Origin of the sequence: Streptomyces sp. NPDC007808, from assembly GCF_042868655.1 — a bacterium.
Lineage (GTDB): Bacteria > Actinomycetota > Actinomycetes > Streptomycetales > Streptomycetaceae > Streptomyces.
The window spans coordinates 355,702-371,008 of sequence record NZ_JBIAEQ010000001.1 but is presented as its reverse complement, the minus strand read 5'-3'; the positions used below and the strand labels follow the sequence as shown (position 1 = coordinate 371,008).

Sequence of the window (15,307 nt, the reverse complement as noted above, 5' to 3'; positions counted from 1 at the left end):
ACTCAAGCTTTCGGCGGCTCAGCTGTCGTAGTCCACCGTCAGCGTCTCCGACACCGGGTACGACTGACAGGTGAGGACGTAGCCGGCGTCCACTTCCCCCGGCTCCAGCGCGAAGTTGCGCCGCATGTCCGCCTTGCCGTCGGTGACCAGGGCCCGGCAGGTGCCGCAGACGCCGCCCTTGCAGGCGAACGGCAGGTCGGGGCGGGTGCGTTGGGCCCCCTCCAGGATGGTCCGCTCCCTGGGCAGGGCCGCGGTGGTGGACCGGCCGTCCAGGGTGATGGTGACCTCGCTGACGGGTCCCTGGGGTCCGCTCTCCTCGTGGCGCGTCTCGCGTACCGGCTCGTCGTCGGCGTAGAACAGCTCCTGGTGCACCCGCTCGTCGGGGACGCCGAGGCCGCCGAGGACCCGCTGGGCGTCCCGGACCATGCCGTGCGGGCCGCACAGCCACCAGTGGTCGGCGGTGGTGACGTCGACCAGCGCGTCGATCAGCGCGGACAGCCGGTCGGCGTCGATGCGCCCGGAGAGCACCTCGGCCTCGCGCGGCTCGCGGGAGAGGACGTGGGCGAGCTGGAAGCGGCTCGGGTAGAGGTCCTTCAGGTCGGCGAGCTCGTCGGCGAACATCACCGTGTCGGTTCGGCGGTTGCCGTAGAAGAGGGTGACCGTCGAGCGGGAGTCGGCGGCCAGGACGGACTCGGCGATGGACATCATGGGTGTGATGCCGGAGCCCGCCGCGATCAGCACGTGGTGGCCGGATGCCGTGAGGTCGGGGGTGAAGGCGCCGGTCGGGGCCATCACCTCGACCATGTCGCCGGGGCGTACGTCGCTGACCAGCCAGGACGAGAAGATGCCACCGGGCACGACCCGGACGCCGATGCGCGGGCTGGTCCCGACCGGTGAGCAGATCGAGTACGAGCGGCGTTCGTCGCGTCCCTCGATCTCGCGCCGCAGCGTCAGGGACTGCCCCGGTGCGAAGGCGAACTCCTCGGTCAGCTCCGCGGGGATGTCGAAGCTCACGGTGACCGCGTCCGCGCACAGGGGCTGCACGGCGGCGACGCGCAGGGTGTGGAAGGCCGGACGGCGGCGGGTGCGCGGGGGTACCGCGGCGGCCGTCCGTGCTTCCCTCAGGCCTTCCATTCAGATCTCCTTGACGTACTCGAACGGCTCGCGGCAGGCGCGGCAGCGCCACAGCGCCTTGCAGGAGGTGGCGGCGAAGCGGGAGGTCTCCTCGGTGTCCGCCGAGCCGCAGCGCGGACAGCTCACCGCGTGCCGGGTGGGTGACAGCACGAGCGGAACCGGGCCGCCGCCGCGGGGTGCGGGGCCGGGCGGAGCGATGCCGTGCTCGGCGAGCTTGCGGCGGCCGGCCGGGGTGATCCAGTCGCTGGTCCAGGGCGGGTCGAGGACCGTGCGGATCTCCACGCGCGTGTATCCGGCGTCCCGCAGCCGCGCGGCCACGTCCGCCCGCATCTCGGCCATGGCCGGGCAGCCGGAGTACGTCGGCGTCAGGCTCGCCACGACCGTGCCGTCCTCGGTGGCCGTGACGTCCCGCAGGACGCCCAGGTCGGCCAGGGTGAGCATGGGCAGCTCGGGGTCCGGCACCTGTGCGGCGATGTGCCGGGCGCGCCGGGCGTCGGACAGCGTGGTCGGCATGGTCACCACCTGGCCTCCGGGTGGGCACGGGCCACGCCCTGCAACTCGGCCAGCAGGGGCGCCAGATGCGCGGTGTGCTCCCCGGCGCGGCCGGAGCCGGGCAGCGGCCGGTAGACGGGCATGGGCAGTCCGGCCGCCTCGGTGACCTGCTTGAGGACCGCGACGACCTCGTCCCGTTCGTCGTGGGCCGTGAACAACTCGCCCACGTACGGGGCGACCTGCTCCAGCGCCCTGCGCGTACGCCGGTGCGACTCGTCCGTGCCGTCGCCCAGGCGCACCGTCCACTCGGCGGCGTACTGCCGGTGGTAGCTCAGCTCCTTGACGCCCTTCGCGGCGATCGCCGCCAGCACGGGGTCGGGGTGCGACGCCAGCCGCTCGAAGTGTGCGAGGCGCCAGCTGGACAGGACGAGCAGCCGGACGACGCAGAACGCGAAGTCCGCGTCCGGGAGTTCGGCAAGGCGTACGTTGCGGAACTCGTCGGCGTCGCGGAAGTAGGCGTAGGCGTCCTCGTCGCGGCCGGTGCCGTCGACCTGGCCGGCCCGGGAGTAGAGCAGGCGGGCCTGGCCGAGCAGGTCGAGGCCGATGTTGGCGAGCGCCACCTCCTCCTCCAACTCGGGGGCGCGGGTGATCCACTCGGCCAGGCGCTGGGCCGAGACCAGGGCGTCGTCGGCCAACGACACGCACAGGTCGGCCAGTTCACCGGTGTCGACGCCCTCGGGCACGGTGGTGTCGACGCCGTGCAGCGGGTCCTCGAAGCCGGTGCCGTACGCCCAGCGCGTGTCGTCCTCGTGTCCCTCGGCGAGGGTCAGGTAGACGTGGTCGTCACTCATGCCCTCTCCTTCAGATGTGCGGGACGTCGTCGGGGATGTCGTAGAAGGTCGGATGGCGGTAGACCTTGTCGGCGCTGGGGGCGAAGAAGGGGTCCTTCTCGTCGCGGGTGGAGGCCGTGATGTACTCGGACCGCACCACCCAGATGGAGACGCCCTCGTTGCGCCGGGTGTACAGATCGCGGGCGTGGGTGAGCGCCATCCGGTCGTCGGCGGCGTGCAGCGAGCCCACGTGGACGTGGTTGAGCCCGCGCTTGCCCCGTACGAACACCTCGTACAGCGGCCAGTCCTGCTTCCCGGCGGTCATGCCACCGCTCCCTTCTTCGCACGGGCGGCCTGCTTGGCCGCGTGGGCGGTGGCCGCCTCCCGGACCCAGGCGCCCTCTTCGTGGGCGCTTCTGCGCCGCTGCACCCGCTGGGCGTTGCACGGGCCGTCGCCCTTGATGACCCGCATCAGCTCGTCCCAGTCGGGGGTGCCGAAGTCGTGGTGGCCGCGTTCGGCGTTCCAGCGCAGCTCCGGGTCGGGCAGGGTGACGCCGAGCTTCTGCGCCTGCGGGACGGTCATGTCGACGAAGCGCTGGCGCAGTTCGTCGTTGCTGTGCCGCTTGATCTTCCAGGCCATCGACTGCGCCGAGTTGGGCGAGGCGTCGTCGGGCGGGCCGAACATCATCAGGGACGGCCACCACCAGCGGTTCACCGCGTCCTGCACCATCTCGCGCTGGGCTTCGGTGCCGCGCATCATCGTCATCAGCAGCTCATAGCCCTGCCGCTGGTGGAAGGACTCCTCCTTGCAGATCCGCACCATCGCGCGCGCGTACGGACCGTACGAGGAGCGGCACAGCGGCACCTGGTTGCAGATGGCCGCGCCGTCCACGAACCAGCCGATCACGCCGACGTCGGCGAAGCTCATGGTCGGGTAGTTGAAGATCGACGAGTACTTCTGGCGGCCTTCGACGAGCCGGTCCGTCAGGTCGGCGCGGTCGGCGCCGAGGGTTTCCGCTGCCGAGTACAGGTAGAGCCCGTGGCCGGCCTCGTCCTGGACCTTGGCGAACAGGATCGCCTTGCGGCGCAGCGACGGGGCCTTGGTGATCCACTCGCCCTCGGGCTGCATGCCGATGATCTCCGAGTGAGCGTGCTGGGCGATCTGCCGGATCAGCGTCTTGCGGTAGCCCTCCGGCATCCAGTCACGCGGCTCGATGCGCTGGTCGCGCGAGATCGTCGCGTCGAAGTGCTCCTGGAGTCGCCCCTCGGGGGGCGCCTCGGCGGCGTGTGATGTCGTCATCGGTACCAGCTTCCCCAACCGACCATTCGTTCGGTATCAGTGTGGCCTGTTTCCCCCGGCGGAGGCAAGACCTTCCGGGCCGAGGAGAACGGCCCGGGACACCCCTGTGGGGTACCTGGGCCGCTTCACGGGCCGGGGTACCTGGGCCGTTTCACCGGCCGGGGTACCTGGGCCGCTTCACGGGCCGGGGGCGGCGGTCCACCTCACACGTGGGGCGATCGGGGGATTCCGAGCGATATGAAAGAGACCGCTGCCCGGAAAGGGCTCGTGCGACGGCTCGGGCGCGGGCTTCGGATCGAGGTGGGGCCTCCCCTCCCCCGCCGCACCAGGCTGACCGCACCCAGGTGCCGTCGGGTCCGTCGACGGGGAACAGCACCGAGCCGTTCTCACGGGGCCGCTTGAAGGTGGCGTGGCGATGCGACCGGTACGCGGCTAGCGTGATCGCCCGACTTCCGTACCGGACAAGGAGCGAGCGTGGGCGCAGAGGGGTCGACGGCCGTGCTGGTGACCGGTGGCAGCGGTTTCGTGGGCAGCCATCTGGTCAGGCGGCTCCTGGAGCGGGGCTACGAGGTCCGCACCACGGTGCGCAGCACCGCCGACCCCGCCAAGGTGCGCCCGCTGTGGGAGTTGGACGAGGAGTTCCCCGGCCGGCTGTCCTTGTTCGAGGCGGACTTGCTGACCGAGGGCTCCTTCGACGCGGCGATGAGCGGCTGCCGGGTGGTGTTCCATGTAGCGTCACCGTTCCTCATGCCGGAGCGGATCAAGGACGGCCGGCGGGACCTGGTCGAGCCGGCTCTGCTCGGCACCCGCAATGTGCTGGCGGGCATCGAGCGGACACCGTCGGTCCGGAGGCTGGTCCTGACCTCCACGGTCGGCGCGATCTTCGGCGACTACACCGACGTCCTCGACATGACCGACCACGTGCTGTCGGAGCGGTACTTCAACACCACCAGCACGGTGGAGAACAATCCGTACCACTATGCGAAGACGCTCGCGGAACGCGCGGCGTGGGAGGCGGAGGCCGCTCAGCAGCGCTGGCGCATGGTGTCCGTCAACCCCGGCCTGGTCCTCGGCCCTTCACTGACCCCCGCCTCCCGGTCCGGCAGCCTCTTCCTGCTGGACGAGTTGTTCAAGGGCTACTTCTGCTACGGCGCCCCTGACTTCAGCTTCACCACGGCGGACGTGCGCGACGTGGCCGACGCGCACATCGCGGCGGCGGAGAAGCCGGACGCGAAGGGGCGTTACATCGTCGCGGAACGGACCATGACGTCCTTTCACGACATGGCGCGCATCATCCGGAGCCGGTACCCGCGCGACCTCCGCCTCCCGCGCACCGAGCTCCCGCACTGGCCGGTACGGATCCTGGGCCCGGCCTTCGGCCTGACGCAGGACTACATCCGCAAGCACCTCGGCATCAGGTTCCGGGTGGACAACAGCCGCAGCGTCAGCGAACTCGGCATCACCTACCGCCCCGTCGAGCAGACGGTCCTGGATCACTACGAGGCGTGGCGGAAGCAGCGCAGCGCGAAGTGAATCAGAGGATTCCCGCGCCCGAGCGTTGAAGGTCACAAAAACGTATCGGACATTTCACACGTCAATCTTCACGCGGGGCACACAAGTTCGTTAGGTTACGGCTCAGGCCGCACGACGATCTCCGGCGAACCCCGCCGGGACGTGCGCCCTCCGCCGAGTCCGGTGCGCCCACGCGGGCCAGCCGAGCCGGGGACCCACCGAACTTGGGGTGAATCGGCCCAACCGCCCTTCGGGGCAAGGGCCGTAGGGCACACCTTCCGGAGACGACCGCCCGATCCCTCCCCCGGAGCCTGAACGGCCCCGGGGGACCCCCATCGCTGACCCGGTAGGCGGAGCACGGAAGGAGTACGTCGCCCATGGCGCCGGAACGCACGGCGGGTCCGGGGGCTCTGAGCCTGCCCGGCATGCGCAATTCCGCACTCGCATCGGCGGCCCTCACCTCTGTGGCCCTCCTCGCGCAGACGGCCAACGCCGCCCCCTCCCTCGGGGACGAAGCGCCGAGCCGCGAGGAGGTCAGCCGAAAGGTCAGCTCCCTCTACGACCAGGCCGAGTCCGACACCGGCACCTTCAACGCCACCCGCGCGGCGGCGGGGGCGCGGGGGCGCGCCGACCGTCCGGCCGACGCCGGACGCGGACCGGCCGCGTCGCCCCGGAAGGACGAGGCCGGACGCGGTGACCCCGCGCTCGACAGCGTCGCCCGGCAGTGGTTCGACGCGGCCCGCTCGAAGCTGGGTCCGACGGTTCCGGCGGTCCTGCCGAGGGAGCGTGGGGAGCGCCCCTCCGGCCCACGGTCCGCGCGCACCGCCGAGCGAGCCCCGGGGAACCTCGCCGAACTCGGACGGTCCACGTCGGACCGGCCGGCCCTGGCGTTGCCCGCCGCACCGGTCGCCGAGCCGGTGTCCGCCGCCACCGGGACGTCACCCGTGGCGGAGCTGACGGCGGGCCCCCTCGCCGCCCTGCCGTCCGCTACGGAGACATCGCCGGAGACCACCGGGGAGACCACCGGGGCTCTCCCGGCCCTCCAGGTCTCCCGGACCACACAGTCCGCCCTCGCCCTGCCGGCGCCGACCACGTCGTCAGTCGAGCGGGCGGCGGAGGTGACGGCCGGGGCGACGGACGAGTCGCGACAGCGGTCCGCGCTGAAGGCGTCCAAGGAGCGGAACCAGCGCAAGATCGAACAGGCCCGGGCCCTGCTGTCCGCCCACACCGCCCAGCGGACCAACCCACCGGCCGCGATCGAGCCCGCACCGACGACACCTCCGGTCTCGCAGACCTGGGACTCCGTGGCGGCCCTGCCCGCGGACACATGGAGCACCACGCAGACACCGGCCGCGGACACGTGGACCACCACCACGCAGACACCGGCCGCGGACACGTGGACCACCACCACGCAGACACCGGCCACGGACACGTGGACCACCACGACTGCGCCCACGGACACGTGGGCCACCGCCGAGACGCCGGCCACAGGCACGTGGGCCATCACCGAGACACCGGCCACAGACACATGGGCCACCACCGAGACACCGGCCACACCCGCCGACACCTGGACCACCACCCAAGCCCCGGCCCCCGACACCTGGACCACCACCCAGACCCCAGCCACCGACACCTGGACCAACACCCCCGCCTCCTCCGCCTCCCCCGCGGACCCGTGGGCCACGCCCCAAGCGCCCGCCGTCGAAAGCTGGAGCATCACACAGACATCGGCCGCCCTCGACACCCGGAGCACCACCCCGACCCCGTCCGAGTCCTCGACCGGCACCCAGTGGCAGGTGCTGCAGGACCTGCGCTCGGTCGAGGACCTCGCTCCCACCGCCGCCGACACGTCGACCTGGTCCAGCACGGCGAGTCGGTCCACCGAAACCCCGGTCGCCCCTCCCGCGCCCGTTCCCCCGCTCACCACGAGCCAGACCTCCACCGCGGGCCAGGGCCCGACCGCGGGCGCCCCCGCCCCTGCCCCCTCAAGCGCGCAGCAGGACAGTCGGGCCACCCGCGCCCTCGAATTCGCGCGGGCCCAGCTCGGCAAGCCCTGTGTCTGGGGCACGACCGGTCCGGAGGCGTTCGACGCCGCCGGGCTCACCCAGGCCGCGTGGAAGGCCGCCGGGATCACGCTCCCGCGCACCCCGCAGGAGCAGGCCACCGCCGGTCGCGGCATCGCCGTCCCCTCCGCCGAGCCCGGCGACCTGGTCCTCTTCCATGCCGGCCACGTCGGCATCTGTTCCGGGAACGGCATGATGATCCACGCCCCGGGCCCGGGCGCGGTCATACGCGAGGAGTCGATGCACTACGCCGGGGAGTCCGCGATCCACAGCGTGGTTCGACCCGCCTGATCCGCCGCTCGTCCGTCGCCCCCCGGCCCCCGCGGCGGGGTGGGCGCGGGCTGCACCTCCCAACCGTTCGCGAGGAACCGGCCGCGTAGAGGTGCTCAGGCGGCCTTGAGCGCGAGGGGCGGCGTCCCGAGGCCGCTGAGGAAGATGGAGGAGACCGGCTTAGCGGGGCCGGTCTGCCGCATCTCCGCCACGAGGTCGCGCAGGCCCGCCAGCACGGCCCCGATCTCCGCTCGGGCCAGGTGGGCGCCGAGGCAGAGGTGGGGGCCGTAGGCGAAGGTGACGTGCTTGTTCGGGGTGCGGTCCAAGCGCAGTTCGCCGGGGGCGTCGAAGATCGGTCTTCCTCCCGGGTGCGCTGTTCCCGGCACGTCGTGCCCTCGTGAGGCTCGTCGAACACGTGTCGGTCCAGCGCTGCTCAACGGAGTGCGGGCCGCACCGCCGGTGTGACACCGCTCAGCGGCGGCTGTCGCCTGCGCGCCGGTCGGGCCTGCGCTGGGCGAGCCACAGGGCGACCGCCTCCGCGATCGGCAGCCCCGTCTCCAGCTCGACGAAGCCGAACTGGCCGCCCTGGTTGCACTCCAGGAACCACCAGATGCCGTCCTCGTCCTCGGCGAAGTCGAAGGCCGCGTACGCCAGTCCGGCGAGGTTGACGTACTCGTGCACCGACTTGGCGATGCGTTCCGGGGCCTGGATCGGCTCCCAGCCGTGCCCCGTGTCGCCGTAGCGTCCGTCGACCTGGCCGGGTTCGGCGGTCTTGCGCGCGGTGAACAGCCGGGTGCCGACGCAGGTCAGGCGGATGTCGGCCCGCTTGGGCACATACCGCTGGAGCAGCGCCGGGCCGGCCGCGACGGCGGTGAAGTCCGCGTCGGGCCCGACGAGGGTGGTGGGCAGGGTCAGCCCGTCACCCGGCGGCGGTCCCGAGGCGGACTTCACCACCACCTGCCGGTGCTCCTCGGCGAACTCCCGCGCCAGCCGGGGTGCCGTGGTGAAGACCGTCGGCGGTACGGCGAAGCCGCTGAGGTGGGCGACCCGCAACTGCCACGGCTTCAGGCGGGCCTGGTCGGCGTTGCGCGGGTGGTTCATCCACCGTGCGGCGGCGGAGTGGAGCATCCCGTAGAGCGCCTGCCGGGTCTCGGCGGTCAGCCACGGTGAGGCGTGCGCGGCGTGTGCGGCGGGTTCGCCGGGCCGGCGCACCCAGATGGAGCGCAGCCCTCCCATGCTGAGCACATGGCCGTTGACCGACAGGTGGCCCTCGAAGTCCCCGTGGGCGTAGTCGGCGGACAGCACGGCCTTGCCCGGCAGGTCGGCTGGGTCCAGCCGCATCACGGCCGTCCCCGTGCCGTGCAAGGCGGCCACCACCATGTCGGCGGTCACGTCCTCTTCGGACGTCAGGATCAGTACGGTCATTCGCGGCCGGTTCGTCAGTCGTCGAAGTGGGTCGCGGAGCCCGCGGTGGACGTCGTCGTGCCGACCGCGAGCAGGAGGTCCGGGTCGCTGACCGCCGGGCGGCCGTCGGGCAGCACGTTCAGCTGGCGGGCCGGGTCGAAGTGATACGGCGTCACCGCTTGGGAAAGTCCCCCGGGAAGGGTGTAGTTGAGGGTGAACGGGCGCACTGGAACCTCCACGGTCGCAAGTCGATTGCGTTACCGTCCCTTACGGGTTCCTTGCGTAACGAATTCATCACTTGCTGCCACAACGGGGTGAAGGTCGTCACACCACGCACCGCGTTCTGCACCTCTTCGACACATCCGTCGGCATCCGTTCGCGGCGCGTTCACCTTCGGTCGCGGCCTGGCTTCTCAGGGTGCGGGCATGCCTCCGCCCTGGAGACGTTCGAGGTCGGAAGGTCGGACCTGGATGACCAGGAGGGCGATCACCGCGGCGACGGCGGTGAAGATCGCGGCCACGACGAAGGCGGCGGAGACCCCGGCGGTGAGGATCTCGTCGGCATAGGGCGGCGGGAGTTGGCCCGTGCGTTCGAAGCGCAGCCGCTCCAGGGGGGTCGCCTGCTCCAGGAAGGCGGGGACCTGTTTCTCGGCCTCGTTGTCGCTGGCCGTACCGAACATCGTGACCAGGATGGACAGTCCCAGGGAGCCGCCGACCTGCTGGGTGGCGTTGAGGAGGCCGGAGGCGGCGCCCGTCTCGTGGACGGCCACATTGGACAGCGCCATCAGGGTCAGGGACACGAACTCCATGCCCATGCCGAGGCTGAAGACGAGCATCGGGCCGAGGACGCTGCCCGCGTAGGTGGAGTGCACGTCGGTCAGGGTCAGCCAGGCCAGGCCCGCGGCGGCCAGGATCGCACCCGTCACCATGAAGGGTTTGGGGCCGTACTTCGGCAGGAGTTGGGAGGCCAGTCCCGCGCCGATCGCGATGACGGCGCTCACCGGCAGGAAGGCCAGCCCGGCCTGCAGGGGGCTGAAGTCCAGCACGTTCTGCACGAAGAGGGTGAGGAAGAAGAACATCCCGAAGATCGCCGCGGCGAGGCTCAGCATCATGCCGTACGTGCCCGCGCGGTTGCGGTCGGCGAACATGTGCAGGGGCGTGATGGGCTGCCGGGAGCGCCGCTCGACGAGGATGAACGCCAGCAGGCACACGACGGCCGCCCCGAACGCGGCCAGCGTGAGCGCGTCCCGCCAACCGTCCTGCGCCGCCCGGATGAACCCGTACACGAGCAGCACCATGCCGAGGGTCGAGGTCAGCGCACCGGCCACGTCGAAGTGCCCGGGATGGCGCTCGGACTCCCGGATCCAGCGGGGCGTGGCGAGCACGATCAGCAGCCCGATGGGCACGTTGACGAACAGCACCCAGCGCCAGTTGAGCCACTCCACGAGCATGCCGCCCGCCAGCAGGCCGATCGCCCCGCCACCCGCCGAGACCGCGGCGAAGACACCGAACGCCCGGTTGCGTTCGGGGCCCTCACGGAAGGTGGTGCTGATCAGGGCGAGCGAGGTCGGGGACGCGATGGCGCCGCCGACCCCCTGCAGGGCACGGGCGGCGAGGAGCTGCCAGGAGTTCTGGGAGAGTCCGCCGAGGAACGAGGCGAGGACGAAGAGCAGGACGCCGAACACGAAGACCCGGCGTCTGCCGAGGATGTCGCCCATCCTGCCGCCGAGGAGCAGCAGTCCGCCGAAGGTGAGCGTGTAGGCGTTGACCACCCAGGACAGGCTCTCCGTGGAGAAGTCCAGCGAGCGCTGGATCTGTGGCAGGGCGATGTTCACGATGGTGATGTCGAGCACCACCATCAGCTGGCAGGACGCGATGACGAACAGCGCCATACCGCTGCCCCGGCCCTCACTCCGCTCCGTCTCCTGCGGGGTGGTGGCCCTTGCTTCGGGTGTCGGCTCGGGATTGCTCATGCCATCGTGCCGTCGGCGGGGGGTCGGTGCTGGTTCCCGCCACCATTCGACCGTACGCCGCCCCCGTACCGCCCTCCAGTCGATCACGGTGGCGACGTCGGCGCTCCAGGTCAGCGGCGGATCAGGCCCGTGAGGTAGCGCCACAGGGAGGAGCGCTGCCGGGCGGAGGCGTCGGGCAGGACCGGCTGCGGGGTGTCCGGGTCCGGTGCGGACGCGCGCTGTGCGGCCGGCGCCGGCCCGGGGGCCGAGGACCGCGCGGGCGGCGAGGCGAGTTCGTACCGGACGGGCAGGGAACGCAGGCCGCGCATGAAGGGCGATGAGCGCCACGCCAGTTGGTCGGCGGGCAGGGCGAGGTCCAGATGGGAGAAGCGCTCGAAGAGCCGGCCCACGCCCACCGCCGCGACCGTCGAGGCGAGCTCGCGCGCCGGACATTGGCGGCGGCCCGCGCCCCAGGACAGATGCGCCCGGCTGCTGATCGTGCTGCTCGTCGCCAGTTGCTCCGAGAAGAGCGGGTCGGCGTGCGCGGCGGCCGACGAGACCCACACCGGGTCGCCCGCCCGGATCGTGTAGTTGCCGAGCGGGGTGTCCTCGGCGGCGAAGCGCGGCACGAAGTTCACCAGTGGCGGCTTGCGCATGACCACCCGGTTCATGGTCTCCCGGATCATCCCGGCGGACAGGCTGGCGCGCACACCACCGTCGCCGTCACCGGAGATGACCTCGACCACGGTGTTGGACATGAGGACGCCGACGTGGTCGGAGGTCATACCGAGCAGCATGAACAACTCGCGGGCCAACTCGTCGGGCGAGAGGCCGGGATGCGCGGCCAGGAGATGGGAGGGGAAGTCGTCCCCGGGCTCCTTGCGCTTCGCCTCCCCCAGTTCCGCGAGCGTCGCCAGCAGCCGGTCCAGGGCGGCCTCGGCGTCCGGCCCCGCGTCCAGGACACGCCACATGTCCATCAGGGCGTCGTCGCCCTGGGAGCCGGGGAAGCCCAGCAGGTGGCTGGCCACCATCAGCGGCAGTGGTCGGGAGAACTGCGCGGACAGGTCGGCCACGCCCGTGCCGCCGCCCTGTCCCACCAAGGTGATCAGTTCGTCCGCGTACGCGGTGACGGCGGCCTTCAGCCGCTTCGCCTGGGGGTGGCCGGGGTCCTGGAAGGGCTTGAGCGCCGCGTCCCACGCCGTGCGCAGCCGGGCGTGACCCGGACCGCCCTGGATCAGCACGTGGTTGACCTCCAGCGACGGCCCGAGCGGCCAGTCGGCGGGTATCTCGCCCGCCGAGCGGGCCCGCCAGTTCTCCAGCCCCTTCGGCCAGGCGCCGTCTTCCTGGAGCACCTGCAGCGACTCCCGGTAGCCGAGGACCAGCCAGGCGGGCACACCGAGCAGGTCGACCGGGGCGACGGGACCGTGCCGCCGCCTGAGCCGTTCGTACACGAGTGAGGGACGCGTCTCGTAGTCGCCGGTCAGCAGCGGCTGCGGAGCGAGGTCCTCCAGCCGGGTACCGTCCACGTCCACGGATCCGCGCGCGCCCGCCTGGGACTCCATCCGCCCGCCGCCCTTCGACACTCCCCGCACCGGCGCATTACCAGTCAGTAGCCAACGACGCCCGCGACCTTACCCCAGACGCCCTGCGCGGCCCGATGACGGGTGCCGCGGCCGTCAGTCGGGCGCCGGCGGGATGTTCTGGTTGGCGTGGAAGAAGTTGTACGGGTCGTAGGTGCGCTTGACCGCGGCCAGCCGGTCGTAGTGACGTCCGTAGGTGGCCCGGACGCGGTCCGTGCCCTCCGCCTCGCCGAGGAAGTTGACGTAGGAGCCGCCCATCGAGTGCGGGTGCAGGTCGCTCCAGTACGCCACGGACCACTGCCGGATCAGCTCGGCGTTGGCCGGGTCCGGGTCGACCCCGGCGATCACCCCGGACCACACGGCGTCCCGGTAGGCCCAGGCGGTGTCGTCGGCGTCGACCTGGTGGGCCGCCCCGTCCACGGGGTACAGGTGCATCAGCGACAGCCCGGTGGGGAGGTTCTCGCCGTACTCGTGGTGCACCTCGATCGCGGCGTCGGAGATCGCGTCGAAGAAGTCGCCGCGCCAGTACCACTGGTAGCCCTCGGGGATCAGGGTGTCGAACAGGCCCTGCAGGCCCGGGTAGGGCAGGGGCGTGGTGAAGTGGAAGGCGGGCGGCGCGGGATCGTTCACCGCGGTCAGCGCCTGATCCAGGCGGTCGCCCGCCGAGTCACCGGTGTGGCACCAGACGACACCGCACATCTTCTGTCCGTGGATCGGCTCGGGGAACGGCGGTCCGGGCGGGATGGTGAACACGGTGAAGAATCCGTAGAGGTCGTGCGGCGCGGCGGGCAGGAACTCCCGGTACCAGCGCAGCACTTGCGGTGTGCGGTCGATCGGCCACACCGTGACGGCGACCCCGACCGTGTCCACCGGGTGCAGCCGGAAGGTGAACGACGTGACGACGCCGAAGTTCCCGCCGCCGCCCCGCAACGCCCAGAACAGGTCGGGGTGCTCGTCCGCGGAGGCGGTGACGAACGTTCCGTCGGCGAGGACGACGTCGGCGGACTGCAGGCTGTCGATGGTCAGTCCGTACTTACGGGTCAGGTAGCCGTGGCCGCCGCCGAGGGTGAGGCCGCCCACGCCCGTCATCGAGATGATGCCGGTCGGCACGCCGAGGCCGAAGGTGTGCGCGGCGTGATCCAGGTCGCCGAGCTGTGCGCCGCCCGCGACCTGTGCGGTCATCGCGCCGGGGTCCACGCGCACCCCGCGCATCGCCGACAGGTCGAGGACGAGGCCGTCGTCCACCAGGCACAGCCCGGGTCCGCTGTGACCGCCCCCGCGCACCGCGAACTCCGCGCCGCTGTCCCTGGCGCAGGAGAGCACGGCCCGCACGTCCGCCACGTCCACGCACCGGGCGATGGCCGCGGGGCGTCGGTCGATCATGGCGTTGTAGACGCTGCGGGCCTCGTCGTAGCCCGGGTCCGGCGGGGTGATGACCGGGCCCCTCAGCGCCTCCCGCAGCCCTTCGACAACCGTTGTGTTGATGCCGCCCATGACCGGCCCCTCTGTGTGCAGACGGTGAACCGCGGACGGAAGGCGGCGCATGACGTCCGGCGGTCTGCGGGGCGTGGTGCGCGGTTCCGTTCGCACCTCGTATGGATGTCGGCAGGGCGCACCGGCCCGCCGTGTCCCAGTCTTCACCCCTGCGTCGGCGGGCGCATGTCGGCCTCGGGCGCGCCCCGAGCCCCCGTGTCCGGCCCCGGGTCGGCTTCCGCCGCCGACTTCGCGCCCTGGGCCCGCAGCCACGCGACCAGCGCCGGGTGGCCCGAGCGGTGAGCGGCGTCGAGCGCGGTCAACCGGTCGTATCCGATCCAGTTGATGTCGCCTCCCCGTCGCAGCAGGTGGTCGGCCGTCTCCTGCTGCCCCCCGTGGCAGGCGCACCACAGCGCGGCGGTGACGTCCCGCTCGGTGGGCTGCTCGGACGTGAAGCAGGCGGCGACCCGGTCCATGTCGCCGAGGGCCGCCGCCTGCCACAGGGTGGTGCGGGCACCGCGCTCGACCAGCCGCCGCGCGCTGTTCCACTGCCCGAAGGCCACCGCGTCCGCCAGCGGCGTGCCGTCGGCGATGACGGCGCCGTCGGCCTCGATGTCCGCGCCCAGATCGAGCAGGGCGTCCAGGACGGGCACGTCGTCGCAACTGGCCGCCCAGTGCAGCGGGGTCTCGCGGTGGGCGCCGGTGAACCGCGCGTTCACGTCCGCGCCGGCGGCGACCAGCGCGGCCACCGTCCGTGGACCGTGCGGCAGATGGCCGGGCCAGTCGGTCGCGACGTGCAGCAGCGTGCGCGTGGTCTCGATGGTGCCCAGCCGCGCGGTCGCCAGCGCCGGATGCGCGGTGAGCAGGTCCCGCAACGCGTCCACGTCGCCGGTCCTGATCGCCTCGACGGCGGCACGGGCCAGTGGGGCGGTCGTGTCGATCAGCATCGGGCCACCTCCGGACCTCCTCTTCCTGGACGACCACCTGGATAGCACGGCCCGCTGACAACGCCCCTTGCCCGCGCGCGAGCGCCCTCGCCCACGGTCCACCAAGGCCCGTCTGTTACGCTCCCCGGGCCTCCCGCGGGGGAAGTCCGGTGAGAGTCCGGCGCTGACCCGCAACGGTGTGCGTGAGGACCGGTGGTCCGTCGCGCGAGCCCGATCGCCCGTGGTGGTACGACCCGTTGACTGCTCGCCGTGGACTGCGAGAGGGGACCACACGACCGGCACGGCCGTGCGGGCCGCATCCCTGCTCGACGTCCGCAGGGGGCCCCAGGCGAAGGACCGCCCGCCCGTGCAC

Annotated in this window: 14 protein-coding genes and 1 riboswitch; of the genes, 2 read left to right on the top strand and 12 right to left on the bottom strand. The window is 72.0% G+C overall.

What is annotated here, in order from left to right:
* Positions 1 to 18 precede the first annotated feature (18 nt).
* The 5 genes from paaE to paaA are packed head-to-tail and all read right to left on the bottom strand — an operon-like array spanning position 19 to position 3,755.
* Positions 19 to 1,134, bottom strand: a complete 1,116-nt coding sequence (paaE, locus tag ACFYNL_RS01645; RefSeq protein ID WP_388794743.1) for a 1,2-phenylacetyl-CoA epoxidase subunit PaaE — start codon at positions 1,132 to 1,134, stop codon at positions 19 to 21.
* Complete coding sequence (gene paaD, locus ACFYNL_RS01640) at positions 1,135 to 1,647, bottom strand: 1,2-phenylacetyl-CoA epoxidase subunit PaaD (RefSeq protein WP_388794740.1); 513 nt, start codon at positions 1,645 to 1,647, stop codon at positions 1,135 to 1,137.
* A 2-nt stretch (positions 1,648 to 1,649) separates the two neighbouring features.
* Positions 1,650 to 2,477 carry a 1,2-phenylacetyl-CoA epoxidase subunit PaaC gene (gene paaC / locus ACFYNL_RS01635; RefSeq protein WP_388794737.1) on the bottom strand — a complete coding sequence of 276 codons (828 nt, stop codon included), beginning with the start codon at positions 2,475 to 2,477 and terminating at the stop codon, positions 1,650 to 1,652.
* 10 nt (positions 2,478 to 2,487) lie between these two features.
* Positions 2,488 to 2,781: a 1,2-phenylacetyl-CoA epoxidase subunit PaaB gene (gene paaB / locus ACFYNL_RS01630; RefSeq protein ID WP_388794734.1), complete on the bottom strand. Its 294-nt coding sequence runs from the start codon at positions 2,779 to 2,781 to the stop codon at positions 2,488 to 2,490.
* Positions 2,778 to 3,755 (bottom strand): 1,2-phenylacetyl-CoA epoxidase subunit PaaA, encoded by a 978-nt coding sequence (paaA, locus tag ACFYNL_RS01625; protein WP_388794731.1) that lies wholly within the window; start codon positions 3,753 to 3,755, stop codon positions 2,778 to 2,780. Before paaA ends, paaB begins: the two co-directional genes overlap by 4 nt.
* 474 nt (positions 3,756 to 4,229) lie before the next feature.
* On the opposite strand from paaA, the gene ACFYNL_RS01620 reads away from it, so the two are divergent.
* A complete protein-coding gene (locus ACFYNL_RS01620) occupies positions 4,230 to 5,288 on the top strand; it encodes an NAD-dependent epimerase/dehydratase family protein (protein ID WP_388794728.1) in 1,059 nt (352 codons plus the stop codon).
* A 404-nt stretch (positions 5,289 to 5,692) separates the two neighbouring features.
* Positions 5,693 to 7,621, top strand: coding sequence for an NlpC/P60 family protein (locus ACFYNL_RS01615; RefSeq protein ID WP_388794725.1), 1,929 nt, complete (start codon positions 5,693 to 5,695; stop codon positions 7,619 to 7,621).
* Between the two features lie 95 nt (positions 7,622 to 7,716).
* Here ACFYNL_RS01615 and ACFYNL_RS01610 read toward each other — a convergent pair whose 3' ends face one another.
* The 7 genes from ACFYNL_RS01610 to ACFYNL_RS01580 all read right to left on the bottom strand — a co-directional run bounded on the left by ACFYNL_RS01610 (position 7,717) and on the right by ACFYNL_RS01580 (position 14,955).
* A complete protein-coding gene (locus tag ACFYNL_RS01610) occupies positions 7,717 to 7,986 on the bottom strand; it encodes a hypothetical protein (protein WP_388794722.1) in 270 nt (89 codons plus the stop codon).
* 85 nt (positions 7,987 to 8,071) lie between these two features.
* Positions 8,072 to 9,025, bottom strand: coding sequence for an ATP-grasp ribosomal peptide maturase (tgmB, locus tag ACFYNL_RS01605; RefSeq protein WP_388794720.1), 954 nt, complete (start codon positions 9,023 to 9,025; stop codon positions 8,072 to 8,074).
* Between the two features lie 14 nt (positions 9,026 to 9,039).
* On the bottom strand, positions 9,040 to 9,231 hold the full coding sequence (gene tgmA, locus ACFYNL_RS01600; RefSeq protein WP_388797219.1) for a putative ATP-grasp-modified RiPP: 192 nt from the start codon (positions 9,229 to 9,231) through the stop codon (positions 9,040 to 9,042).
* A 185-nt stretch (positions 9,232 to 9,416) separates the two neighbouring features.
* Entirely contained in the window at positions 9,417 to 10,895 is a 1,479-nt protein-coding gene (locus ACFYNL_RS01595; RefSeq protein WP_388797216.1) for an MFS transporter, read from the bottom strand.
* 191 nt (positions 10,896 to 11,086) lie between these two features.
* Positions 11,087 to 12,517: a cytochrome P450 gene (locus ACFYNL_RS01590; protein WP_388794717.1), complete on the bottom strand. Its 1,431-nt coding sequence runs from the start codon at positions 12,515 to 12,517 to the stop codon at positions 11,087 to 11,089.
* Positions 12,518 to 12,631: 114 nt separating this feature from the next.
* Positions 12,632 to 14,029, bottom strand: a complete 1,398-nt coding sequence (locus ACFYNL_RS01585; protein WP_388794714.1) for an FAD-binding oxidoreductase — start codon at positions 14,027 to 14,029, stop codon at positions 12,632 to 12,634.
* A 143-nt stretch (positions 14,030 to 14,172) separates the two neighbouring features.
* The gene (locus ACFYNL_RS01580; protein ID WP_388794711.1) at positions 14,173 to 14,955 is read right to left on the bottom strand and encodes an ankyrin repeat domain-containing protein; all 783 of its coding nucleotides are present in this window, start codon (positions 14,953 to 14,955) and stop codon (positions 14,173 to 14,175) included.
* Positions 14,956 to 15,093: 138 nt separating this feature from the next.
* Positions 15,094 to 15,175: riboswitch (cobalamin riboswitch) on the top strand.
* Positions 15,176 to 15,307 lie beyond the last annotated feature (132 nt).

Bases quoted from the DNA above. Each gene is read 5' to 3' on its own strand.
- paaE (WP_388794743.1), bottom strand. From the start codon at position 1,134: ATGGAAGGCCTGAGGGAAGCACGGACGGCCGCCGCGGTACCCCCGCGC.
- paaD (WP_388794740.1), bottom strand. From the start codon at position 1,647: ATGCCGACCACGCTGTCCGACGCCCGGCGCGCCCGGCACATCGCCGCA.
- paaC (WP_388794737.1), bottom strand. From the start codon at position 2,477: ATGAGTGACGACCACGTCTACCTGACCCTCGCCGAGGGACACGAGGAC.
- paaB (WP_388794734.1), bottom strand. From the start codon at position 2,781: ATGACCGCCGGGAAGCAGGACTGGCCGCTGTACGAGGTGTTCGTACGG.
- paaA (WP_388794731.1), bottom strand. From the start codon at position 3,755: ATGACGACATCACACGCCGCCGAGGCGCCCCCCGAGGGGCGACTCCAG.
- ACFYNL_RS01615 (WP_388794725.1), top strand. From the start codon at position 5,693: ATGCGCAATTCCGCACTCGCATCGGCGGCCCTCACCTCTGTGGCCCTC.
- tgmB (WP_388794720.1), bottom strand. From the start codon at position 9,025: ATGACCGTACTGATCCTGACGTCCGAAGAGGACGTGACCGCCGACATG.
- ACFYNL_RS01595 (WP_388797216.1), bottom strand. From the start codon at position 10,895: ATGGCGCTGTTCGTCATCGCGTCCTGCCAGCTGATGGTGGTGCTCGAC.
- ACFYNL_RS01590 (WP_388794717.1), bottom strand. From the start codon at position 12,517: ATGGAGTCCCAGGCGGGCGCGCGCGGATCCGTGGACGTGGACGGTACC.
- ACFYNL_RS01585 (WP_388794714.1), bottom strand. From the start codon at position 14,029: ATGGGCGGCATCAACACAACGGTTGTCGAAGGGCTGCGGGAGGCGCTG.
- ACFYNL_RS01580 (WP_388794711.1), bottom strand. From the start codon at position 14,955: ATGCTGATCGACACGACCGCCCCACTGGCCCGTGCCGCCGTCGAGGCG.